Source organism: Flavobacterium branchiicola, assembly GCF_018383905.1.
Lineage (GTDB): Bacteria > Bacteroidota > Bacteroidia > Flavobacteriales > Flavobacteriaceae > Flavobacterium > Flavobacterium branchiicola.
Genome location: NZ_JAGYWA010000006.1, coordinates 232,268 through 255,942, shown reverse-complemented (window position 1 = coordinate 255,942; position 23,675 = coordinate 232,268). Strand labels below are relative to the sequence as shown.

General features: G+C 32.7%; 20 protein-coding genes. 5 read left to right on the top strand and 15 right to left on the bottom strand.

The window, feature by feature from the left end:
• Positions 1–18: 18 nt before the first annotated feature.
• The 3 genes from lpxK to KHA98_RS16380 are packed head-to-tail and all read right to left on the bottom strand — an operon-like array spanning position 19 to position 1,552.
• Positions 19–1,041, bottom strand: a complete 1,023-nt coding sequence (gene lpxK / locus KHA98_RS16390; RefSeq protein WP_213258979.1) for a tetraacyldisaccharide 4'-kinase — start codon at positions 1,039–1,041, stop codon at positions 19–21.
• Positions 1,042–1,046: 5 nt separating this feature from the next.
• Positions 1,047–1,328, bottom strand: coding sequence for a Txe/YoeB family addiction module toxin (locus tag KHA98_RS16385; RefSeq protein WP_213258978.1), 282 nt, complete (start codon positions 1,326–1,328; stop codon positions 1,047–1,049).
• Positions 1,310–1,552: a DUF2683 family protein gene (locus KHA98_RS16380; protein WP_213258977.1), complete on the bottom strand. Its 243-nt coding sequence runs from the start codon at positions 1,550–1,552 to the stop codon at positions 1,310–1,312. Before KHA98_RS16380 ends, KHA98_RS16385 begins: the two co-directional genes overlap by 19 nt.
• Positions 1,553–1,846: 294 nt before the next feature.
• On the opposite strand from KHA98_RS16380, the gene KHA98_RS16375 reads away from it, so the two are divergent.
• From KHA98_RS16375 to rluF, 5 genes are all read left to right on the top strand, one after another.
• A complete protein-coding gene (locus tag KHA98_RS16375) occupies positions 1,847–2,941 on the top strand; it encodes a Nif3-like dinuclear metal center hexameric protein (RefSeq protein ID WP_213258976.1) in 1,095 nt (364 codons plus the stop codon).
• A 3-nt stretch (positions 2,942–2,944) separates the two neighbouring features.
• Complete coding sequence (locus KHA98_RS16370; protein ID WP_213258975.1) at positions 2,945–3,724, top strand: zinc ribbon domain-containing protein; 780 nt, start codon at positions 2,945–2,947, stop codon at positions 3,722–3,724.
• A 178-nt stretch (positions 3,725–3,902) separates the two neighbouring features.
• Complete coding sequence (locus tag KHA98_RS16365) at positions 3,903–4,778, top strand: alpha/beta fold hydrolase (RefSeq protein ID WP_213258974.1); 876 nt, start codon at positions 3,903–3,905, stop codon at positions 4,776–4,778.
• Positions 4,779–4,823: 45 nt separating this feature from the next.
• On the top strand, positions 4,824–5,168 hold the full coding sequence (locus KHA98_RS16360; protein ID WP_213258973.1) for an antibiotic biosynthesis monooxygenase family protein: 345 nt from the start codon (positions 4,824–4,826) through the stop codon (positions 5,166–5,168).
• 166 nt (positions 5,169–5,334) lie between these two features.
• Positions 5,335–6,147, top strand: a complete 813-nt coding sequence (gene rluF, locus KHA98_RS16355) for a 23S rRNA pseudouridine(2604) synthase RluF (protein ID WP_213258972.1) — start codon at positions 5,335–5,337, stop codon at positions 6,145–6,147.
• A gap of 67 nt (positions 6,148–6,214) precedes the next feature.
• Here rluF and KHA98_RS16350 read toward each other — a convergent pair whose 3' ends face one another.
• From KHA98_RS16350 to KHA98_RS16295, 12 genes are all read right to left on the bottom strand, one after another.
• Entirely contained in the window at positions 6,215–8,143 is a 1,929-nt protein-coding gene (locus KHA98_RS16350; RefSeq protein WP_213258971.1) for an outer membrane protein assembly factor BamB family protein, read from the bottom strand.
• Between the two features lie 129 nt (positions 8,144–8,272).
• A complete protein-coding gene (locus tag KHA98_RS16345; RefSeq protein ID WP_213258970.1) occupies positions 8,273–9,661 on the bottom strand; it encodes a DUF4153 domain-containing protein in 1,389 nt (462 codons plus the stop codon).
• 58 nt (positions 9,662–9,719) lie between these two features.
• Complete coding sequence (locus KHA98_RS16340; protein ID WP_089055859.1) at positions 9,720–10,010, bottom strand: winged helix-turn-helix domain-containing protein; 291 nt, start codon at positions 10,008–10,010, stop codon at positions 9,720–9,722.
• Positions 10,011–10,014: 4 nt separating this feature from the next.
• The gene (locus tag KHA98_RS16335; RefSeq protein ID WP_213258969.1) at positions 10,015–10,629 is read right to left on the bottom strand and encodes a hypothetical protein; all 615 of its coding nucleotides are present in this window, start codon (positions 10,627–10,629) and stop codon (positions 10,015–10,017) included.
• A gap of 474 nt (positions 10,630–11,103) precedes the next feature.
• On the bottom strand, positions 11,104–12,030 hold the full coding sequence (locus KHA98_RS16330; RefSeq protein WP_213258968.1) for a magnesium transporter CorA family protein: 927 nt from the start codon (positions 12,028–12,030) through the stop codon (positions 11,104–11,106).
• A gap of 410 nt (positions 12,031–12,440) precedes the next feature.
• A complete protein-coding gene (locus tag KHA98_RS16325) occupies positions 12,441–13,328 on the bottom strand; it encodes a bifunctional 5,10-methylenetetrahydrofolate dehydrogenase/5,10-methenyltetrahydrofolate cyclohydrolase (RefSeq protein ID WP_213258967.1) in 888 nt (295 codons plus the stop codon).
• A gap of 128 nt (positions 13,329–13,456) precedes the next feature.
• Positions 13,457–14,809 (bottom strand): signal recognition particle protein, encoded by a 1,353-nt coding sequence (ffh, locus tag KHA98_RS16320; RefSeq protein ID WP_213258966.1) that lies wholly within the window; start codon positions 14,807–14,809, stop codon positions 13,457–13,459.
• Between the two features lie 330 nt (positions 14,810–15,139).
• Positions 15,140–16,822, bottom strand: a complete 1,683-nt coding sequence (locus KHA98_RS16315) for an MBOAT family O-acyltransferase (RefSeq protein WP_213258965.1) — start codon at positions 16,820–16,822, stop codon at positions 15,140–15,142.
• Between the two features lies 1 nt (position 16,823).
• Positions 16,824–18,242, bottom strand: coding sequence for a LysM peptidoglycan-binding domain-containing protein (locus tag KHA98_RS16310; RefSeq protein WP_213258964.1), 1,419 nt, complete (start codon positions 18,240–18,242; stop codon positions 16,824–16,826).
• Positions 18,235–19,716, bottom strand: a complete 1,482-nt coding sequence (locus tag KHA98_RS16305; protein WP_213258963.1) for an SGNH/GDSL hydrolase family protein — start codon at positions 19,714–19,716, stop codon at positions 18,235–18,237. The genes KHA98_RS16310 and KHA98_RS16305 overlap by 8 nt, the downstream gene beginning before the upstream one ends.
• A gap of 279 nt (positions 19,717–19,995) precedes the next feature.
• Positions 19,996–21,408, bottom strand: coding sequence for an HmuY family protein (locus tag KHA98_RS16300; RefSeq protein ID WP_213258962.1), 1,413 nt, complete (start codon positions 21,406–21,408; stop codon positions 19,996–19,998).
• A 21-nt stretch (positions 21,409–21,429) separates the two neighbouring features.
• Positions 21,430–23,580, bottom strand: a complete 2,151-nt coding sequence (locus KHA98_RS16295) for a TonB-dependent receptor plug domain-containing protein (RefSeq protein ID WP_213258961.1) — start codon at positions 23,578–23,580, stop codon at positions 21,430–21,432.
• Positions 23,581–23,675 lie beyond the last annotated feature (95 nt).

Below are 23,675 nucleotides of genomic sequence, written 5' to 3'. Positions count from 1 at the left end.
TTCTGAGATACTAAGGTTCTAAGGTTTTAAGCTCTTTTTTACATATTTTAAAATCGATTCATCAAAGTTTTTCTGGTGATTTATAAATGTGCTTTTTATAGGCAAATAATATAATTCTGAAACCAAATTAGAGTCTTTAAGTCTTACGTAATCTTTCTCGGTTGTAATTATTTTTCTGTCGTTTGCTTTACTTTTAATAGTTTCTAAGTCTGCATCAGAGAAATGATGATGATCAGGAAAAGTCAAACATTCGTCAGTTTCATTTTTTAAATAATCAAAAAATGGTTTTGGTTTTGCAATTCCGGCCAACAGCAATTTTGATTCTGTTTTTATTTCCTGTATCGCTACTTTCTTGTCTTTACCATACACTACATCATCATAATCTATAAAAGTAAAAAAGAGTTGTTGTGTATTATTCAGCTTAAGTTTTCTTCTTATTTTTTCCTGTTTTTCAGCAGCTAAATCTTTTGGACATTTTGTTACAACTACAATGCTTGCTCTGTTTGCACCATTTCGGCTTTCACGCAAATTACCTGTTGGCAACATAAAATCATCTGCGTACAAATCGTCAAAAGAAGAAAGTAAAATATAAAATCCTGCTTTTACTTTTCGATGTTGATAAGCATCGTCCAGTAAAATTATTTCCGGCTTTTCTTTTTGTGAAAGCAATTGCTGAATTCCATTTGTTCGATTAGCATCAACGGCAACCTGAATATTTGGGAATTTTTGATAAAACTGAAATGGTTCATCGCCTAAAATTTCTGCATTGGCATTTTCATCAGCTAAGACAAAACCTTGTGATTTTCGTTTATAACCGCGACTTAAAGTCGCAATTTTAAATTCATTAGATAATAAACGAATCAGGTATTCTATTTGCGGAGTTTTTCCTGTTCCGCCAACGCTAAGATTTCCAACAGCGATCACGGGAACATCAAATGATGTCGATTTTAAAACTCCTTTATCAAAAAGAAAATTACGGATTGAAGTAATAAATCCGTATAAAACAGCAAATGGGAAAAGTAATTTTCGAAGTAAGTTCATAGAATTTATTTATCTGAGTAATGACCTTTTGCAGCAATGACAAATACAGTTACGATATCTTCTTCTACTTTATATATTAATCTGTCTTTTTTATTTATTTCTCTAGACCAGAATCCTGAAAGTTCATATTTTAATGCTTCTGGATTGCCAGTTCCTTCAAAAGGAGTTTCAGACAACTCAATCAAAATTTTAGCTATCTTTTTTATGCTGGCTTGATTTCCTGATTTATAATGTTCTTTAATTTCTTTTAAAGCTTTGGGGTCAAAATCTACAATATACTTCCCCATACATCATCAGGATTTAATCTAGTAAGCTTTTTTTTATCCAAATTTTCTGAACGTTTTAAAATTTCAGCAACAAATTCAGGATTATATGGACTTTCTTCTGCTTTTAGTTTTTTAGAAGTTGACTCAACAACTTCAACACCTTCAACGCCTTTAAAAAAAGCTTCAAACATCGCCATAAATGCTTTTCCAGTCTTTGTACGTTCGTCAATTTTTATTGTAGTCATCACTTATAATTTTATCATTACAAAGATACAAAAATCGGACAATTAGTAATATATTATATTACTTGACCAATTTATTTATCACACTTAACATACAGTAATTTTTATCTTTAAAACAACAAGTCACAAGTACTTAACATCAAAAAAAAACAATTAACCAAAATACACTATAGTAATAAAATATATTACTTAAATATTTCAAACTTGAAACGTTTATTCGTTATTTTGTTTTAAGTTTTGGTACAAGTTAAAGAACTTGAATCCTGAAACAAAAAAAAACTTGAAACAAAATTAAAAATGAAAATCAAAAATATAATAGCTGTCCTTGAAGAAATGGCACCTCTGGCCTATGCCGAAGATTTTGACAATGTCGGACTCTTAGTCGGAAATCCTGAAACCGAAAGTACCGGAGTCCTGGTTTGCCATGATGCATTAGAAAATGTAATTGAGGAAGCAATGAGCAAAAACTGCAATTTTGTTGTTTGTTTTCATCCTATTTTATTCTCCGGAATTAAAAAAATTACGGGTAAAAATTATGTAGAACATGCGATTCTAAAAGCGATAAAAAATGATATTGCTATTTATGCTGTTCACACTGCGCTTGATAATCATTCGCAAGGTGTTAATAAAATTTTCTGCGATGCGTTGGGCTTAACAAATACCAAGGTTTTGATTCCGAAGCAGAATTTCATTCAAAAATTAGTGACTTATACTGTTGCAGAAAATTCAGAAAAAGTTCGAAATGCCTTGTTTGAAGCTGGTGCCGGAACGATTGGCAATTATGACAACTGCAGTTTTAATACTGAAGGTTTTTTTACCTTTAAAGGCAATGAAGACAGCAATCCAGTCATTGGAGAAAAAGGAAAACTTCATACCGGAACTGAAATCAAAATTGAAGTTATTTTTGAAAAACATTTACAGTCTAAAATTTTAAAAGCCCTTTTTGCAAATCATATTTATGAAGAAGTGGCTTATGAAATCTATGATTTGCAAAACTCTCATCAAAATATTGGACTTGGGATGATTGGTGAACTGGAAACCGAAATGGAGGAAAAAGACTTTCTTTATCTTGTAAAAGATAAAATGATTGCAGATGGAATTCGTCATTCTGCTTTTTCTGGTAAAAAAATCAAGAAAGTTGCCGTTTTAGGGGGCTCGGGAAGTTTTGCCATAAAAAATGCCATTCAGGGCGGAGCAGATGCTTTTTTGACTGCTGATTTAAAATATCATCAATTTTATGAAGCCGAAAACAAGTTACTTTTGGCAGATATTGGTCATTTTGAGAGCGAACGCTATACAAAAAACTATATTGTTGATTTTCTTCGAAAAAAAATTCTTAATTTTGCCATCATTTTATCGGAAGAAAATACAAATCCAGTTAAGTACTTATAGAATATGGCGAATACGAAAGAATTAAGTGTTGAGGACAAGTTAAGAGCAATATACGATTTACAGCTTATTGACTCTAGAATTGACGAAATCAGAAACGTAAGAGGGGAGCTTCCTTTAGAGGTAGAAGATTTAGAAGATGAAGTTGCAGGTTTGAGCACTCGTTCAGAGAAACTGAAAGGTGAACTTGAAGTGATTGAGGAGCAAATCAAAGCAAAGAAAATTGCTATTGAGGAGCATAAAGAGGTTATCAAAAAATACACAAAACAACAAGAATCAGTTCGTAATAACAGAGAATTTAATTCTTTGACAAAAGAGGTTGAATTTCAGGAATTAGAAATTCAATTGGCTGAAAAGCAAATCAAAGAAATGAAAGCTTCTATCGAACATAAAAAAGAAGTTACTTCTAATTTAAAAGAAAAGCTTGACGCAAAAAGTTCACATTTAAAACATAAAAAATCTGAACTTGATGCTATTATGGCAGAAACTCAAAAAGAAGAAATCTTCTTAACTGAGAAATCTGCTGAATATGCTTCTCAAATTGAAGACAGATTATTAGCAGCTTATACAAGAATCAGAACTAGTGTTCGTAATGGTTTAGCAGTAGTTTCTATCGAAAGAGGTGCATCTGCAGGATCTTTCTTTACTATTCCACCACAAACACAAGTTGAAATTGCTTCAAGAAAAAAAATCATTACTGATGAGCATTCTGGAAGAATTTTAGTTGACACTGCTTTAGCAGAAGAAGAAAAAGAAAAAATGGAACAATTGTTCTCTAAATTCTAAATATCAAGGTCCCGATTAAATCGGGACTTTTTTTTTGTCATTTTTTGCCATTTTTGCCACGAATTACACTAATTGCACTAATTTTTATTCTCATTTTCGAGACAAAAAATAATTAGTGAAGATTTGTGTAATTCGTGGCAGACTTTTTTTCTACCTTTAAAAACTAAAAATATTAGTTTTGGGAATCAAAAAAGGAATTCGTTTCATTACATTAAAATCAGTCGGATCATATATTAATTTTTTAAGTTATGTGCGTCCGCAAAAAGCTGTTGAACTTTCATATTCACTTTTTAGTCAGCCCAGAATTGGCCGATTAGAAAAAGACAGTTTGCCAAAAGTGTTGAAAAACACGCATACTGAAACTTTTCATCATAATGAACATCATTTTCAAACTTATGTCTGGAAAGGAAACGAAACTAAAATCCTTTTGATTCACGGCTGGGAAAGTAATGCATCACGCTGGAAAAAAACTTTGCCACATCTACAAAAATCAGGAAGTACCATTATCGCAATTGATGCACCTGCGCATGGACAAAGCAGCGGAAAAGAATTTAATGTTCCGCTTTATGCAGAATTCATTAATAAAGCAGTCGAAAAATATCAGCCTACTATTATTATTGGTCATTCAATTGGTGGCGCGGCTTGCGTTTATCATCAATATTTATTTCCAAATACCAGTATTAACAAAATGGTTATTTTGGGAGCGCCTTCAGAATTAAAAACTTTGATAGACAATTATATCTCAATGTTAAGTCTTAACACCAAAATGTTTTCGCTTTTAGAAAGTAAATTCATGGATCGTTTCAACTTTAAACTCGAAGATTTTTCAGGACAAAGATTTGCTTCTGGTTTTAACATTCCGGGATTGATTGCACACGATACTTCAGATAAAATTGTTGCTTTTGAAGAGGGTAAAAAAATAGCCAGCAAATGGAAAAATAGTCAGTTTATTGAAACCAGCGGTTTAGGCCACGGAATGCATGATGATGAATTGTATGATAAAGTGATTGCGTTTCTTTTTTCTTCTGAAGGTTCTGAGCCTCTAGGTCGCTAAGGCTCTAAGCTTTTTTTTATATGACGTTTAAAATCTAAAATTAACATGATAGCTGTAATTTTTGAAGTAATTCCAAACGAAGGAAAAAAAGAAGAATATCTGGATATTGCTGCAAGTCTGAAACCCGAATTAAGCAATATTGACGGATTTATTTCTATTGAAAGATTTCAAAGCCTTAATGATCCCGGAAAAATTCTGTCATTATCGTTTTGGCGTGATGAAGAAAGTATTCAGCAATGGAGAAATCTCGAGATGCATCGCCATGCACAGGCAAAAGGCAGAAATGAGGTTTTTAAAGATTATCATTTAAGAATTGCAACTGTAGTTCGGGATTACGGAATGTTTGAAAGAAAAGAAACTCCGGAGGATAGTTCTCATTTTCATGATTAATATTTAGGCACAAAGTAGCAAAGGTTCAAAGGGACATAGGTTTCCTAGTAAGGTTCTAAGCTTTTTTCTTTTGAAATAAAATACAAAAACTAGTTTTTCGACTCCTCAAAAAAATCTAAGATCTCCAATAATCCAAGATGTCTAAACTTTTGTCTATTTTTGCAGTATGGAAGAGAATTTAAAACGTCTTAATAAATTTATTGGAGAAACCGGTTATTGTTCCCGTCGTGAAGCCGATAAACTTATCGAAGAAGGACGCGTAACAATAAATGGAGCTGTGCCTGAAATGGGAACAAAAGTTTCTCCGGATGATGAAGTACGCATTGACGGAAAGTTAATCGTAGAAAAGCACGAAAAACTGGTTTATCTGGCTTTCAATAAACCTACCGGAATAGAATGCACCACCAATCTTGAAGTTCGAAACAATATTGTTGATTATATCAATTATCCAAAACGTATTTTCCCAATTGGAAGATTGGATAAAGCGAGTGAAGGCTTAATTTTTATGACTAATGATGGTGATATTGTAAACAAGATTTTGCGTGCAAGAAACAATCACGAAAAAGAATATACTGTAACAGTAAACAAACCAATTACAGATCGTTTTATACAAAAAATGGGAAATGGTGTTCCGATTCTGGATACTGTGACCAAAAAGTGTAAAGTAGAGCAAATTAGCAAATACACTTTTAAAATTATTCTGACACAAGGTTTAAACCGCCAGATTAGAAGAATGGCTGAATATTTAGGTTATGAGGTTACAGCACTTAAACGTATCCGGATTATTAATATTTCTTTGGATATTCCTGTTGGGCGTTACCGTGATTTAACCGATGCTGAAATAAAAGAGCTAAATCAGTTAATTGAACCTTCCAGCAAAACGGAAGAAGCAAGTCTGCCAAAAGTTGAAGCTCCAACCCGAAGAACAACGTTTATTTCTAAACATGATCCGAGATTTAAGAAAAGAGGAGATCAATAAAATTTATAACATTAAAAAAGGCGTATTGAAATTAATCAATACGCCTTTTACTTTATTTAATTTTGGATTAGATTTTCTTGTTGTTGAAAATTCTTAATTCATTTTCATAAATATAATAAACTGATTGCGTAGCAAAGTCAACTTCATAAATTGGACGCATGTTTTCGAATTGGATTTTATCTAATTCTGTTCCGTCGTCTTTTTTCACTTTTACCAAAACTTTCTTTTGTGTTGCTTCATCTTTAGCAAAAATATAAGAGAAGTCACGGCTTTGTCTCATTGCATCAAAGCGTTTTGCAAATCTTTTAGAAACATCGGCTAATAAAGCAGATCCTCCAGCTTGTTTTGCCGCTCTTTCTAATTGTTTATCGTTTTGTTTTTTGATTACACTAGAACCTGTTTCTTTTCCTGTTGCAGGATCAATATAAACCATTTTCCATTCCGAACCTACTACTGCGTTATATCCCGCGGCAGCACCTAAACCAATAGATCCTGCAGTAGCTAAAGCTTGTCCCCATGCTCTTGCACCATCACCAGGTTGTGTATATATTTTTTGATATAAAACTTTACCTTCTTTACTTACTCCCATAACCTCTGTTGGACCTGAAAGTGCAACGCCCCATGGAAATAATTCGATAGAATTTAATTCTTTTTCTTTCTTGATATTAACTTTTGCAAATGGATCTGGCTTGTCTGCAACTTTTGTATCAAACTTGAAAAGTTTTTCGTCATTGTAAACCAAGAACTGATTGTTTTCTTCATCGAAAACATTTAATAACGGGCGGTTTGCATTAAATTTTAAGTTTCCTCTCCATAATTTTTTACCAGACTTATAATCTACAAGATTACCATAAGTTGCTGTTAAGTATAAAACTTTATCATCAACTTTTCCTAAGTAGTTAATAGCATCTTCTTTATCATCAGATATTTCGATAAAGCTTTTCCATTTCTTTTGACCATCTTTGTCAATAAGCATCATTTCGTTTTCAGCAACATATAAATAATCTCCATCAATAGAAATTACTCTTTTCAATCCGTCCCCGCGAGCGTCTTTTTTCCAAACTTTAGATCCGTCTTTTAAATTATAAAAGTTAAATCCGCTGTTGTGCGCCACTAAAATTTTATCACCCCAATCTTCTAAATAAACAATATATTTTGTTTTGATTGCATCTTCCCAGATTGGTTTTCCAGTCTCAGCATCTAAAACATTCAAGTATTGTTTAAATGAGATTAATCCTTTGCTGTTAATTACAACTAAGTTTTTGTTGTTTTGAGTTGGAAATACTTTAGAATATTCTAATTCTCCAGTCCATTTTAAAGCTCCTGTAGTTCTATCAATTGCTGATAATTTACCCATATAAAGTGAATAAATTGTAGAATCACTTACTTCTGCTTCATTAGAAAAATTTGATTTAAAAGTAAACATTGAAGCAAATACACTTTTGGCCTCTCCTTGTTCTGTTTTCCAAAGTACATTTCCTGTATTTAAATCAATTAAGGATGCAACTACTTTTCCGTTTTCAGCACCTTTAACTAAATACTGGTTTTCACCGTATAAAAACTGACTGTTAAAAACTCTGTATTTGTAGTTAGCCGAATTGTAAACTACTTTTCCATCAAATGTATTGATAAGAACTGTTTTGTAATTTACCAATGCCTCTACATAAGGAGTCCCTTCAATTGGCTTAAGGATACGTTTGCTGGCAAACATGTTATTAACATCAAGTTTAGTTTGATCATCAAGCATATTTAACGTTTCCATTGTAGTTGCTTCGCCAACATTTTTATCGGCATCAAAGCTCCATACTTCAGCTTTTGTTTCAGGGCTAATACCTTTTACGATATTTCCTTCTTTAACTACAATAATTCCTGTAATCAGGTTTTGTGTTAAATCTTCAATCTTTGAATTCATTTTTAGTACCTCATCAGCAGTTCTCTGGGCAAATGCAGAGTAACTGGCTAATGCTAAAAAAAGCAGCATTGTAATTTTCTTCATGTTGTTGCAGGTTAGGGATTAATTTGTTTTTGAACGGCAAATATCTCATATTTAAACTAAATGACACGTATTTTATTAAAAAAAAACATCATAAAAGTATATTTTTTTATGATGTTTTTTCATTTGCATTTATTTTTGAGTTTTTAGAAAATCGTAGTACAGTGCTTTAGACAAGAACCCGGAATTTTGGTAAAACCCAATCAACTCTTCCCTATCCATTTCCGGATGTTTTCCATCTAAATTATTTTGTAAAAAATATTCTCTTCGCGCATCATCGTTAAAATTTAATTTGCTTAAAAAAACAGGTTCGACTCCTTTATTGACTGAGATATTGTAATTAGTAATTATATTTCCCCAGTTAACATAGCTGCATAAAAGAACCGTTCCGTAGAAGTACCAAACCATTTGGTTTGCTAAATAGGCATTTGTTTTTTGTTTAGCGATTTTTAAAAAAGTATATATCAAACCAATAATACTCAAAATCAGAAAAGCATACACACCTAAACGTTTGTAAGTTAATCCAAAAGCCGAAACGTATTCTGTGTTTTTGATAAACGTGCTAACGATTAAAACGCAATTTAGAATAATCCAGATTTTTGCAAGACGCTTCAGTGAAGTAGCTTCTTTATCAAAATTAAATCCGCCTTTAAAATAAAACATAATTACACCCACTGCCATAAGAATAGAGAAGATAACTGCATTTACTCTTTCATGTGTGGCTAAGCTTAGTTTTGATTTTTCGATAACTTCAAAAAACTGTTCGTAATTGTAGGTTACAATAAAAACCAGCAACATCAAATTCAATAACAGTAATGTAATTACACCGCTTTTTCTTTCGAAATCTAAATCCAGAAATGAGAATGTATTTTGATTTTCAACTTCCTCTATATTTTTAAATTCATTATCAAGCAGTTCATTTTTTTCATAGCAAACTTCAGGTACCCAATAATTCCAAAAACTGAATGAAATATAAAATCCTGCTATACTAAGAAGTAAAAGCTGCGGAATATCGAGATCTAACGTATAATCTGTAAATAAGGCCAAAAAATGGTCGCTTCCAAAAGAATACACAATAAAAAACAATCCAAGGAAAATAGCCGGAATTAAAACAAATGCTACTAATTTTTTGGCGAAATTGTTATGGATTTTCTTTTCGGGCAGCCATTGTCTAAAGATAAAAATGCGTCCTATTGAAGTAAATCCATTTATGAATGCGATTGGAAAAACCTGAACGATTTTTAGTTCGTTATCCTGAGTTTTAAGCTGTAAAAACAAAATTGATAGTGCTAATGCAAAAAATGAAGCTGCATCTCCATACCAGGCAAAAGCGAGACAAGACAGCACTGAAGTAATTACCAACATTAAATGTGAGCGCTCTGTAAACCGCTCCTGAAAGAAATAACAAATAAATCCCGTTAAGATCAACCCAAAAAGTGATACGTTTATACCCGGATCCTGTTTGTAAAAAAGCAGTAGAAAAAGGAAACTGCAAACTAAAATAATGTGATGTTTTTTCATGATTATTTAATTAAAAGTACTTTGTAATTCAAAGTTATTAGACAAAAAAATATAGTTATTAAGATTTCATTAGTTTTTCAAGGTAAGAAAGGTGTTCTTTGAAAGCTGCTCGCCCTAAAGGAGTTACCTGATAAGAGGTTTTGGGCTTTTTACCCACAAATTCTTTTTTTACTTCTATATATTGCGACTTTTCAAGTGCTGAGGAATGACTTGCTAAATTACCATCTGTGATATTTAAAAGGGTTTTCATCTCGGTAAAATCTACCCAGTCGTTAACCATCAAAACGGACATAATACCCAGTCTGACACGGCTCTCAAAATCTTTATTTAATTTATCAATAATTCCCATTGGGTTATTTGTATTTTTTGAACATCACTAATCCGTATATGATATGCAGGATTCCGAATCCAAAGATCCAAAATAGTAAACCATATCCGATATAAAAAAGCGAAATACATCCTAAAGCAAGCTCAGAAAAACCTAAATATTTTATATCCGAAAATGTATATTTTTCTGCATTTATAACGGCTAGTCCGTAAAATATTAAAGTTGTTGGTGCTACAAGTCCAAAATATCCGTGGTACATTAATGCAAGACAAAATATTCCTCCCATAAAAAGCGGAACGGCAAGATTAAACAACATGTTTTTTGTTGCCGATGTCCAGATTGGCAAATTATATTTTTTACTTTTTCTGATGGTAAAAAAGGCTCCAAATACAAAAGCGCAAAGTAAGATTACAATTCCGGTAAAGAACAAATGAGAAACCAGACTTCCGGTTAGCACCAAATGTTCGTCTGTAAAATACTCAATACCGTTTAGCTTAAAAAGTTCATACACATATAATCCTCCAATTAGGGCAGAAAGTCCGGCAAAGACTCCTGAAAGTCCGCTTAAGGATATAAATCGTGAAGAGCGCTCCATCATGGAACGAATATGTGCTAAATCTTCTTGGTGTTTCTGATTCATAATTAAAGTACTTTGCGTTACAAAGTTATTATTTATTTTGAATTGACAAACTAAAATTTAGATTTTATTTTTAATATCTTAGATCCTATTCCTGCAAGGTTTTGGAAACCTTGCAGGAATATTTTTAATCCTAATATAAATTTAGTTTTTAGTTTTTGTTGAAAAAAGGCGTAACTTAATACCTACAAGGTTTTGGAAACCTTGCAGGAATATCTAAACGAATATCTATTTCTTGAATGTTCTCCCAATTATATCTGCAAGATTTTGAAAACCTTGCAGATATATAAAGAACTTTTAAGCGCGTGAGGGATAGAAGCATGCTACCGAAGTAGCGCGGATAGCCCGACCGTGTTTTGCGAATGGCGCGTATATGCGGTAAGTTTGGTGCGCCATTTGCGAAACACGGTCACGCCCAAATGCATAAAAAAAAGCCCATTCTTAGCGAACAGGCTTTTGCTATTATATTGGTTTATTTTAAAACCATCTTCTTCTTTTAAACAAGAAAACTCCAAAAGTAGATAGTACTACAGAAACTAACAGTAATATCCAGATACCATACTTACTTTCTTCCAGACCGTTTGGTACGTTCATTCCGTACAAACTGGCGATTAGTGTTGGAATCATTAATATGATCGAAATCGAAGTCATTTGCTTCATTATATTATTCATATTGTTGGAAATCACAGAGGCATAGGCATCCATCATTCCGGTCAGGATATTGCTATGAATATTTGCCGTGTCCTGAGCCTGATTTAATTCGATTTCGACATCTTCCAGCAATTCTAAATCATAATTTGCTTTATGGGCTTTCAGATTTTTAATACGCTGAAACAAAACATCGTTTGCTTTTAGTGAAGTAATAAAGAAAACCAGACATTTCTCGATTTGTAGTAAGGCCTGAAGTTCTTCGTTTTTAATTGATTTTTCTAAATTATCTTCGGCCAATTTTACTTTTTGACTTACTTGCTTTAAATATTTCAAATACCAAACGCTTGATGACAATAGTAATCTTAAAACTAAATCAAATTTATCTTTGATTTCTATATTTTTACGTTGCGAGTAGGATACAAAATCGGTTATGATTTCTGTTTTATAAAAAGTAATGGTAACGCAAATATCTTCTTTAAAAATTACACCAAGAGGAATGGTCTGAAAAGGAAGTTTGACATCGTCACTTTTTATGGGAACTCTCATGATGATTAAGGTCCAACCATGTTCAATTTCGATACGAGGACGTTCATCGATATCCTCGATATCATTGTAAAATGCTTCGGGAATCTGGAGTTCTTCCAGTAAATACTTTTTTTCTGTTTCTGTTGGAGATTCAATGCTGATCCAGCAATCTGGAGTCCATTCTTTGATTTGAGTTAATCCGTTGTTGTTTTTGTAAAAGGCTTTCATTTCAAGATTCTGCGTGTTTAGCGTAGCATTTTGAAATTCAGAATGCTACTTTAATTTAATACTAACGAATAATAATCGTCCATTTGGAGAAGTGTTTTTTTTATGTGGCGCAAAAGTATCCATTATTTTTAGAAACCGAAACTTTAAACTATTAATTAAATATTAAAACTAGAGTCTTTGAACATTTTTAAACACATAGAAGCATAGATATTGTAAATGCAGAAAAGGCGTTTCACTTTTTTTTAAACAAACATAGCTGGTATTTAACTATGTTGGAGAAAGTTGTTTCTCTTCTATACTCTTTTTTAAAACTTAAATTCTATGTTTCTATGTGTTATAAATTTTTAAACTGATTGCATAAAAAAAGCCTGCTCAATTGAACAGGCTTTGTAAATTTATTTTTCGCAGTTTTATTTATTTCTTGCGTTTCTCATTTTTCTTGCTTGCAAAGTATTTTTAAGTAACATCGCAATTGTCATTGGTCCTACTCCACCAGGAACTGGTGTAATAAATGCTGCTTTTTTGCTTACGCCGTCAAAGTCAACATCTCCTTTGATCACATATCCTTTTGCATTTGATGCGTCGTCTACACGTGTGATTCCAACGTCGATAATCGTTACTCCTTCTTTTACCATATCGGCTTTTAAGAATTCCGGAACTCCTAAAGCGGTAATAATGATATCCGCATTTTTAGTAAATTCTGCTAAATTTTTAGTACGACTGTGTGTAAGTGTAACTGTTGAGTCTCCAGGATTTCCTTTACGGCTCATTAAGATACTCATTGGTCGGCCTACGATATGGCTTCTTCCAATTACAACGGTATGTTTACCTGCAGTTTCTACTTTGTAACGTTCTAGCAATTCCATGATTCCGAATGGTGTTGCAGGAATAAAACTTTCCATTTCCAAAGCCATTCTTCCAAAGTTTGTTGGATGAAAACCATCTACATCTTTATCAGGATCGATTGCTAATAAGATTTTTTGCTCATCGATATGTTTTGGCAAAGGTAACTGAACAATATATCCGTCAAGATTATCGTCTTCGTTTAATTCTTTGATTTTAGCTAATAAATCTGCTTCGGTAATATCTTCAGGCAAAGCAACCAAAGTAGAATCAAAACCAATTTCCTGGCAAGATTTTACTTTACTTCCTACATAAGTTAAACTTGCTCCGTTATTTCCCACCAATACCGCTGCTAAATGAGGTACTTTTCCTCCGGCTGCTTTTATGGATTGAACTTCGACTGCGATTTCGTTTTTAATGTCGTTAGATGTTTTTTTACCGTCTAGTAGTTGCATTGTGTTTTATTTCAGGTTTAAAGTTTCATGTTTCACGTTGTATGCGAAACTTAATATTTATTGAATTAAAAAAGTTTCAAATTTTAGGTTTATTACTTGAAACCTTAAACTTGAAACTTTTAATTTTATTATCTCGGCATTCCGCCTGGCATTCCTTTCATGCCTCCCATCATTTTCATCAGATTTTTTCCGCCTGGACCTTGCATCATTTTCATCATTTTGCTCATTTGGTCGAATTGCTTCATTAACTGATTTACTTGCTCGACTTTAGTTCCTGAACCTTTAGCGATTCTGGCTTTTCTTTTTACGTCGATTATGGCAGGTTTGCTTCTTTCGATTGGCGTCATCGAGTGGATGATTGCTTCAATATGTTTGAAAGCATCATCTTCGATCTCAACATCTTTCATGGCTTTTGAAGCTCCTGGTATCATTCCAACCAAATCCTTCATATTACCCATTTTTTTCACTTGTTGAATCTGCGTTAAGAAATCATCAAAACCAAATTCGTTTTTAGCGATTTTCTTTTGAAGTTTTCTTGCTTCTTCTTCATCAAATTGTTCCTGAGCTCTTTCTACAAGAGACACAACGTCTCCCATACCAAGAATACGCTCAGCCATACGATCTGGATAGAAAACATCAATTGCTTCCATTTTCTCACCAGTACCTACAAATTTAATTGGTTTATTTACAACCGATTTAATCGAGATTGCTGCTCCACCACGAGTATCACCATCTAATTTGGTTAAAATAACTCCATCAAAATTCAGGATATCGTTGAAAGCTTTTGCCGTATTTACAGCATCTTGTCCTGTCATAGAGTCTACAACGAACAATGTTTCCTGTGGCTGAATTGCTTTGTGTACACGTGCAATTTCATCCATCATTTCCTGATCTACTGCTAAACGTCCGGCTGTATCGACAATTACAACATTGAAACCGTTTGCTTTTGCATGTTTAATTGCATTTTCAGCAATTTGAACAGGATTTTTATTTTCCGGTTCTGAGTAAACCTCAACCCCTATTTGATCTCCAACAACATGAAGCTGATTAATCGCCGCAGGACGGTAAATATCACACGCTACAAGAAGTGGCTTTTTGTTTTTCTTTGTTTTTAAGAAATTAGCTAATTTCCCTGAGAAAGTTGTTTTACCAGAACCCTGAAGTCCAGACATTAAAATAACGCTTGGATTTCCGGAAAGATTCACTCCTGCTACATCACCTCCCATTAATTCAGTCAGTTCGTCTTTAACTAACTTCACCAATAATTGTCCTGGCTGAAGCGTAGTTAATACATCCTGACCAATTGCTTTTTCTTTTACTTTGGTTGTAAAATCTTTGGCAATTTTAAAGTTAACATCGGCATCAAGTAATGCACGACGAACTTCTTTTAAAGTATCGGCAACGTTTACTTCTGTAATTTTACCGTGTCCTTTTAATATATGGAACGCTTTATCTAACTTATCACTTAAATTATCAAACATACTATTTTCTTTATTTGAAGTGCAAAGATAATCTAATTAGACATTTCAGGCAATTTTTATTTTTTAAGGTTCAAAGAGACAAAGTTACAAAGGTTTTTTGCCACTAATTACGCTAATTTCCCGAATTACCTAAACTAACATTTTTTCTCTCGCAGATTTTGCAGATTTCGCTGATTTTTTCTCATACTGACACTAAAAAACAATCTGTCTAATCTGCAAAATCTGCGAGAAAAAAAACTTTGCGTCGTAGCGCCTTAATGGCAAAAGAAAAAAGGCGCAACAGGAAAAACCTTTGCGCCTTTGTAACTTTGTCTCTTTGAACCTTTAAAATTAAAACTGAAAGTAAATAAAAGGTTGTGATCCTGCTACGGATGTTGCGTAAACGATCCAGTAAACGAAACCTAAAATTACTGCTTTTAATAGTAATGGTGTTTTGTCGAAAACCAGCTTCATTTTGTCTGTAAAAACTTCTGGCAGGAAATGCCAAACATATCCGAACAACATTAATAAGAATACATTTTTGTATCCAATTATTACCGTTTGCCAAAGTTCTGGTTCAAATGTTAACTGTCCGATATTGTTTATTACTTGCAAAGCTGTTTCGAAATCTCTTGCCCGGAAGAAAATCCAACAGAAAACTACGAAATGAAATGTAATCACTATTGAAAAGAATCTCCACAAGAAGTTTGGTTTTTTATCTTTCTTCGAAGGGAAAAATTCAACAAAAATCTTATGAACTGCCAAGGCTAATCCGTGTAGTGCTCCCCAAACAATAAATTGTGCTCCCGCTCCGTGCCATAATCCGCCCAAAAGCATTGTGGTGAATAAGTTTAAATTGGTTACTAAAGTTTGTTTTCTTTTGCTCGATAGAAGAAATGATAAACAGAAAAGTAATATTGAAACTGAAGCAACAATTAACGGAATTACACTTGTGTTGTAACTTGTGATTCCCCAAACTAATAATCCGAAGAAAAATAAACTTGGAAATAAATATCCTGCAAATGATCCTTCACGGTTTCCTCCCATTGAGATATATAAGAAATCTTTTAACCAGGTTGAAAGTGAAATATGCCATCTTCTCCAGAAATCAGTAATCGAAGTTGATTTGTATGGCGTTCTGAAATTGACCGGTAATTTGAATCCAAGTAACAAAGCGATTCCGATTGCCATATCTGAATATCCTGAAAAGTCACAATAGATTTGAATCGCATATCCGTAAGATGCCATTAAATTCTCGAAAGAAGTATACGTTAAAGGTGTATCAAAAACACGATCGACAAAGTTTACTGAGATATAATTTGAAATTACTGTTTTCTTTATTAATCCTCCAATAATCAAAAACAAAGCATTGTTTACATCTTGTTGTGTCAGATTTAGTTTTTGATAAATCTGCGGAAGAAAGTCTTTTGCGCGTACAATTGGCCCGGCTACTAATTGCGGGAAAAACGAAACGAAAAATAAATATTCGATATAGTTTTTTGTCGGTTTAATTTCTTCACGGTAAATTTCAATAATATAACTCATCGACTGGAAGGTATAGAATGAAATTCCGACAGGAAGAAATATATCATGAAGCTGGTAATTGCCATGAAACATATCATTGAATGTTACAATCATAAAGTTCATGTACTTAAAATACCCTAATAATCCTAAATTCAGGATCACGCTTATTACAAGATATATTTTCTTAGTAGTGTCTTTAGTTGCTCTAAATATAATCTGACTCAGACCATAATCTACTACAGACGAAAGCAAAAGCAACAGAAAGTAAATACCGCTTGACTTGTAATAAAAGAAAAGCGAGAAGAGAATAACATAGGTTAATCTCAAATAAAATGTTTTGCGTAAAAAGGCGTACACAAAATAGAAAACCAGAAATAATCCTAAGAATAAACCGGTATTAAATAATAATTTTTCGTCTGGATTATATACAAACCAACCTTTAACCTGTTCTATTGAAATTGCACCAAAATTTTGAATGAACCAATCATTAATGCTATCTATTGTTATCAATTTACTTTCTTAATTTAAAATTATCGTATGCTTTTAAAAATGCCGCCGAAAACAAGTTTCCTTGTTTCTCATATCCTTTTTTAGAATAATGAACCCAATCCGGGCCAATTAATCCCTGAGTTTTTAAACCTCTTATTCCGTCCATTCCTCCAAATTCGTTGTATAGATCCCAAACTGCGAAACCATCGGTTTTTGCTGTTTCCAAAAGTTCTCTCGTATAATCCCTAATGTAGGTGTTTGGCTTTCTTCTCAATAAAGATGGCGGTGGCGTCATCACAATTATAGGAACATTTATGTTTTGTTCTTTTATATTACGTATAAACTCTCTAAGGTGTTTAATGTAATCTACAGCTTCCAGTTTTTCATAGCTTTCATTTGTTCCAAGCGAAAAAACCAATAGATCAGGATGTAATGCTTTTAACTGCTCAAAAAACAAAGGGTATTTATTGTAATCTGAATATTTTGCACCATTTACTCCAATAGAGTTATAAATTAAGCCAGGAGCATCTTTTTCTAAAATAATTCCGTTCAATTCATATTTTGAAGCGTCTTTATTCGGAATCAAATAAATTTTTTCTAAAGCTTTTTCCGATTTATAATAATGAGAAAAAGAATCGGATTCTATATCTAATGAAACAAATTCTGAACTTTTAATTGTTTTTGGTTTTGTCTCGTTTGTTGGAATTTTAAGTGTTCTTCCCGCACGAATGTTATTTGACTTTAAACCGTTTGCTCTCTTAATCTCCGAAACTGAAATGTTGTATTTATCGGCAATAGTCGAAATTGCTTCTCCTTTTTTTATTTTGTGCGTGATTACTTTTTTCTCTGTCGACTGAATCAGATTGACCTGAGATGAAGTAGCTAAATCAAACATATTCTGATTTTGAGGTGTAATAATTCGGATTGTATTGAATTTATAAGCCGGATCTTTTACTCTCAATTCTACTGCAAATCCACCGGTATCTCTCCAAAGTCCTATACCGCATAAACCTACGGGAACATTTTTGTGTGGGTAGATGTTTCTGTAGCTTTCCCAGGCGCGATTAGAATAAAATCGTTCGTTGTAAGAACCATTTGTTTTAGCTAACTGATAAGGAAAAACCAAGCCACGACCACCATTACCAAAATTTTGCTGTAGTTTTTTTCTAACTTCATTGGTCATTAAATCACTCTGAATATGAGAATCACCAATGTGAACAATATTTATTTTCTGATCATTCTGACTTTCGTTTTTCTTTAACTTTTCAAAAAAATCTTCTAATACCTTTGCATTGTAAATTGGATCATCTGAAACAGGATCAATCATTACTGAATCGACTTTGTGAATCATACTTTTTGTTATTGGAAGTGGATCTGCTTTTGGTGTCTTATCATTTGTTGAGAAAAAAAGACAACAGAAAAAAATAATCAGTTTATTCATTTACACTATCTTTTATTACAGAGACGGAATCTGTATTTGTTTTTCGAGCTGCTCTTTGTTGATGAGAGACAGCATCACGTTTTTCACGCAATATTTTATATTCTTCGTAGCCTTTATTTAATTGACTGTATAATAAGTTTCCTATTGCTTTTGCTCCACGCTGATTAAAGTGTGTGTAATCTTTATTGGCTCTTGCCGGCGATTCATCAACCCATTTTACCATCGATCCGTCTCCTCCCATTAAGGTATACAAATTCACAAAACCAGATTCTGTATCCAATGCATATCTTTTTTGAGACTTTACTAAAGGTACTACAGCCGAATCGGTTTTCATTTCCTGATCGTATTTGGTCGATTTATCAGCCGTTGAAACGATTAGGATAGAAACTCCAGGGAAAGATTCTTTTATTTTATTAACTGTTTTTGTCATTCCTTTTTCATACCATGAATAATTCTTGGTTCCGTAATTCAGTACGTTGGTTCCGTAATGCAAAATAATCAAATCGTATTTCAGATTATTATTAAATCCTTGCATTACACTTGCGTTGAATGTTGAAATTGGCAATCCTGAATTTCCTCTTTGCGAGAAGTTATCCACGTGAACTCCGCTTCCGTTATCAAAATTGAAACCATAAATCGGAATAGAATCTGCATTTATAAAATTAGCTTTAAATGCTTTTAAATGTCCTGAACTTACTTTTAAGGTATTGATTAAATTATTTGCAGCAAGACTTTTCTTTAAAGTATCTTTTCCGATAATAAAATTCACTTTTCCTTTTTTAGATGATCTTCCATAAAACAAAGTTGGATTATCTAATGTTGTCGAATATTTATTGGTTCCTGCTTCATATTGAACCCATGTTGTGTTTGCTTTATCATTTGCAAAAAAAACATGACCATTTACTCCAAAAGGACTTGAAGGATGTTTTACATTTAAGTACGATTGTGTTTTCCAGTTTTTAGAATAGGTAGATTTTACAGATCCGCGCGATGCCGCCGATTCTGAAGTTATTGATACAAAACCAACTCCGTTTCCTCCAAAACGTTCCTGATAATTTGTTCTTACATCCTGAACAATTAAATCTCCATCTGTCATTGAATCTCCATAATAAGCGATTCTGACATTAGATTCCGGATTTTTCTCCAGTTGATATAATTTTTCATAGAAGGACAACAGGTATTGATATCCTTTATAATTATCAAAAGTTTCAGATGGAAATTCAATTCCTTCGATGTTATTATAAACGATTTCTTCTTTTCCCTGACCATCTTCTATTGAGCTGATACTGTCATTTTCACTTAACGAATCTTTAGCTACGGCTTCTAAAAGTAAGCTATCGATCAGTACATTTTTGGAATTCATTTTGCTTTCAGAAAAAATTTTATCTGGCAAAATCTGCTTGAATCCAATAAAAGCAACAAACGCTAATGCTACAATGGCAAAAGACTGAAAAAAATAGGATTTTGTATTCACTTGTAATTTAAAACTTTAAAGTATGGTATTTAGAAATTAAATCTCTAAAATTCCTGTTAATTCCCTGTAAAAAAAATATGTGCAAAGATAGAATTAAACATTAATTAATAATTCTTTTTAACAATAATCTAAAAACAAAAAAAGAGGCCAGACGAATCTAACCTCTTTATCAAAAAAAAATAAAAAAAACAAAGCTAATGATTAACTAAATTGTAATGCCGTGGCATCCTTAAGTTAAATTAAAACGTTTTTATAATCTTTAGATTTTTTAGTCTTAAATTACTTTAAGATTGCATATTGAAATGTTGGATGACCTCTTTCTAAATCAGCTTTGGCGCCACCTGTAAATTTCAATTTATAAACATTTCCTGCCGGATCTTTTACTACATAAAAACGATCTGTTTTAAGAACAAACTGAGAAATTGGGTTTCCAGCTGCATCTACGCCTCCTGTAGTACCTCTCCAATTTGAGCCAATATTTCTTTGATCTGCTGTAAATTTTGCAGCTTCAACATTTGCAAGTGTAAAATTATCATAAGTAGTTGTAGCCGTAACTAAAACCTGATATGTTTGTGCACCACCTTTTGTATTATTAAGTATAAAATCCGGATAGAAATATGGTGTTGTTCCACCAGGAATTATATTTGTAAAAGTTGTAAAATTAATATCCCATTGTGCTTTTTGTGGTTCAACATTTACAACTTTATCTTCCAATAAACTAAAAAATGTAAAATTGTATGCTGCATTTTTAGTAATAACAATTTCTTTGTGAGTAGTTGCTGCAATATCAGCATACTGAACTTTATAATCATTACCACTTCTTAAAACTCTGATTTTTTTCCAACCTCTGGCAGCTCCACCTACAGCTCCTTCTTTTCCTAAAACAGGATTCGCATCAGCAGTTTTATTACCTAAATAAATCAAATAAACTTTATTATTTCCTTCAGTTGCTGAAACCTCAGCAATAGTAGTTTTTAGAATATCTCCTGTCGGATCATCAATTTGAGAACCAATTCCACTTCCTTGTCCAATAATCATAGTAGCATCTTCGATTTGAGCTTCATCAATATTAGTGGTCTCTAATTGTTTAGCAGACATTTTTACAGAACTATTCAAAACTACTCTAAAATCTGCACCAGAATAAAATCCTAAATCCCAAGAATTTCTAACAGCTGTTGTCATTTTTCCGCTGCTCAAATCAACATATACCTGGTTTGGTTGTAAAGGTCCACCAACTTCGGCAGCCAAAGCTGTACCCAAAGAAGCCGTTTCATTAAAGTTAACCTGAATTGATTTGTTTTCAGAAATAACAGTATTGATTGTAGCGCTACTAATTGTAAAAACAACATTTTTTACTTCACCTTCGATCGCTTCTTTTAATTTGGTAAAAGAAAAACTTACCGAAGAAACATTTTTTTCGAAAGGAACTACAATTGTTTTTCCTGTCGCAGCTGGCAAAGTACTAAAATCGGTACCACTCGCAACAGCCGTTTCAACAAAAGATATTGTTAACGATCCAGCAGCTGCTGTTGGGGAAGCAAATTTCACTTCAATTGGAGTTGTTTTTGCTGTTAAATTTAATGATGTCGCTGCAAAAGCAACTGCATTAACTTGTACCACATCGTCATCACTGTTACAAGCTGTAAAAGCAAGTAAGACGAAAGCAAGCATTAAGATAAAGTTCTTTTTCATGGTATTTAAGGTATTTATATATTAATTAAAATTTAGGTTATACGTAAGTTTAAGGAAATAAGAGCGTCCATATCCAAGCATCATTGCTGAGACTCCGCCACCATGCGTGCCACCAGTCGACCCTCCGCCTTGTACAATCTGCACATTTGTGACGTCAAATATATTACGAGCTCCAACGGTCACTTCAAATTGATTATTAAAGAATGATTTTCGAACTGAGGCATCCATCCAGCTGTATGGATTTATTTCGTTTAAATAAAATTTAGCGTTGCCATTTTCATCAGTTCCCGCTGCAAATTGTTGCTGTTGCCCATTGTATTTATAATAAAGTGCAAATAATGTGTTCCATTTAGGAATGTTGTATGAAACGCTAGAGTTTAACTGTAACGAATACAAGAATTTATCATCTGAACTTATATTTAATTCAGCCAAATCAAGTTTTTGCGAAATTCCAACTAAAGCGGCCCCAACTTTTAGATTCCAGTTTTTGTAAGCGAATTGTTCTGTTGTTGAAATATTCCACATTTTATATTTGTTAATATTTATGTATTTATATTTTGATGGAGTAATTTGTGTTAATACCATATCAATTCTGTCATCAACATCTAAAAATGTCACTGCGACATTATTAGCAATTTGTGCTCCCGACTTAAAATTGCAAAGTCTTTTAAAACTAACTTCATACGATGTACTGTTCTCTGGAACCAGATTAGGATTTCCCTGAACATTATGATTAGAGTCAACAAAATAAGTGTAGAGTTCGTCAAAATTTGGTGTACGGTATGATTTTCCAAGTGATGCTCTAGCTTCTAATCCTTTTTTGAAAAGATACCTCAGTCCCAAAGAACTAGCATATTGATTTTCAAAAGCGGACTGAAAAGAATAACGTAAACCTGGACGAATTGAAAATTTATCTGACAAATTAATTTCTGCTACTGTAAAAACATCATAGTTTTCCAGTCGCTTTCTAACATCAACAGATTGTAAAACGTTATCTAAGAAAGTTCCCGCAGCACCGCTGTAAAATCCATTTTCATTTGTAATTTCATAACCCAATTGAAAATCAATCATTTTATTGTTAAAGAAATTACTTAAAGTTCCTGTAGAATATAGAACTTCTTTAGATTGATAAGTAAATCTGTTATTATTTGATTCTTGCTCAGTTTCTAATTGATAATCAAATAATTCAGCATCACGTTCTTGTTTTTGATGCGACAATGAAACATTATAATTTAACTTAGAAAGTAGTTTTCCGTTTGCATTTAAATGGTGGTAAAAACGATTTGTTAAGTAACGTTTATCTCTTGCAAAATACGTTTCAGGAAAAGGGTAATTATCCTGAGGAACTAAGATTGGACTATAAAAATGTACATTTTCTCCGTAATAATCAAACTTATAAAAAATCTTGAAATTAGTTTTTTGATATCCTAACATCGCATTTCCAACCCATTGCTCTTTTGGCAGCCAGCTATATCCTCTTAAACCATCATTAACAGTATAGTCTTTTCCTTGTTTATCATCATAAAAACCTTCAAAATTATTATGATTTCCTCCAACATTAATAAACCAGTTATCATTAAAATTATGCCCAACTTTTGCAGATTGAATATGTCGTCCTTTATCCGAAAGCGAATATTCATTCCCAACCGTTTCTTCTTGGACAGTTGCGCTGATATCCCATTTATTAGGCCCACCTTTTTTCGTAATAATATTCAAGATACCACTTACGGCATTTGCCCCGTGAGTTACTCCCATCGAACCTTCGATAATTTCGATACGTTCTACATCATCAAGATTCACCTGTGTCAGATCAACATTTGTTCCCATTCCGGTATCACTTACTAATGGAATATTATCTACTAAAATTTTGAAATACTGTGAATCTAAACCAAACATCGAAACTGTAGAACGACCGTCACTTCCGCTATTCTGAACTGTAATATTTAAATATTGATTTAAAACATCGGACAAGTTGTTTGCTGCCAGTTGTTTTATATCTTCTTTTGAAATTACACGTACATTAAAAACAGATTTTTTTATAGATTGTGGTTCAAACTGTCCTGTAACAACAACCTCAGAAAGTTTTTCCTGAGAGACAATGCTATCTTTCTGCTGAGCAAAAGAATAGGTACAAAAAAGAAGTCCAGCAAAAAGAGTAATTTTAATTTTCATTATTTTTATTCAGTCTTAATAATGCCGCAAATATATAAACTATTTTTATTTGTTCTAAATAAATTATATATATTTGCCAAAAATTTAAAAACAAA

Excerpts from the sequence above, each read along its gene's own strand:
- KHA98_RS16310 (WP_213258964.1), bottom strand. The coding sequence starts at position 18,242 with ATGAATAAACTGATTATTTTTTTCTGTTGTCTTTTTTTCTCAACAAAT.
- KHA98_RS16300 (WP_213258962.1), bottom strand. The coding sequence starts at position 21,408 with ATGAAAAAGAACTTTATCTTAATGCTTGCTTTCGTCTTACTTGCTTTT.
- KHA98_RS16385 (WP_213258978.1), bottom strand. The coding sequence starts at position 1,328 with ATGGGGAAGTATATTGTAGATTTTGACCCCAAAGCTTTAAAAGAAATT.
- KHA98_RS16350 (WP_213258971.1), bottom strand. The coding sequence starts at position 8,143 with ATGAAGAAAATTACAATGCTGCTTTTTTTAGCATTAGCCAGTTACTCT.
- ffh (WP_213258966.1), bottom strand. The coding sequence starts at position 14,809 with ATGTTTGATAATTTAAGTGATAAGTTAGATAAAGCGTTCCATATATTA.
- KHA98_RS16330 (WP_213258968.1), bottom strand. The coding sequence starts at position 12,030 with ATGAAAGCCTTTTACAAAAACAACAACGGATTAACTCAAATCAAAGAA.
- KHA98_RS16380 (WP_213258977.1), bottom strand. The coding sequence starts at position 1,552 with ATGACTACAATAAAAATTGACGAACGTACAAAGACTGGAAAAGCATTT.
- KHA98_RS16325 (WP_213258967.1), bottom strand. The coding sequence starts at position 13,328 with ATGCAACTACTAGACGGTAAAAAAACATCTAACGACATTAAAAACGAA.
- KHA98_RS16295 (WP_213258961.1), bottom strand. The coding sequence starts at position 23,580 with ATGAAAATTAAAATTACTCTTTTTGCTGGACTTCTTTTTTGTACCTAT.
- rluF (WP_213258972.1), top strand. The coding sequence starts at position 5,335 with ATGGAAGAGAATTTAAAACGTCTTAATAAATTTATTGGAGAAACCGGT.
- KHA98_RS16375 (WP_213258976.1), top strand. The coding sequence starts at position 1,847 with ATGAAAATCAAAAATATAATAGCTGTCCTTGAAGAAATGGCACCTCTG.
- KHA98_RS16345 (WP_213258970.1), bottom strand. The coding sequence starts at position 9,661 with ATGAAAAAACATCACATTATTTTAGTTTGCAGTTTCCTTTTTCTACTG.
- KHA98_RS16360 (WP_213258973.1), top strand. The coding sequence starts at position 4,824 with ATGATAGCTGTAATTTTTGAAGTAATTCCAAACGAAGGAAAAAAAGAA.
- KHA98_RS16340 (WP_089055859.1), bottom strand. The coding sequence starts at position 10,010 with ATGGGAATTATTGATAAATTAAATAAAGATTTTGAGAGCCGTGTCAGA.
- lpxK (WP_213258979.1), bottom strand. The coding sequence starts at position 1,041 with ATGAACTTACTTCGAAAATTACTTTTCCCATTTGCTGTTTTATACGGA.
- KHA98_RS16370 (WP_213258975.1), top strand. The coding sequence starts at position 2,945 with ATGGCGAATACGAAAGAATTAAGTGTTGAGGACAAGTTAAGAGCAATA.
- KHA98_RS16335 (WP_213258969.1), bottom strand. The coding sequence starts at position 10,629 with ATGAATCAGAAACACCAAGAAGATTTAGCACATATTCGTTCCATGATG.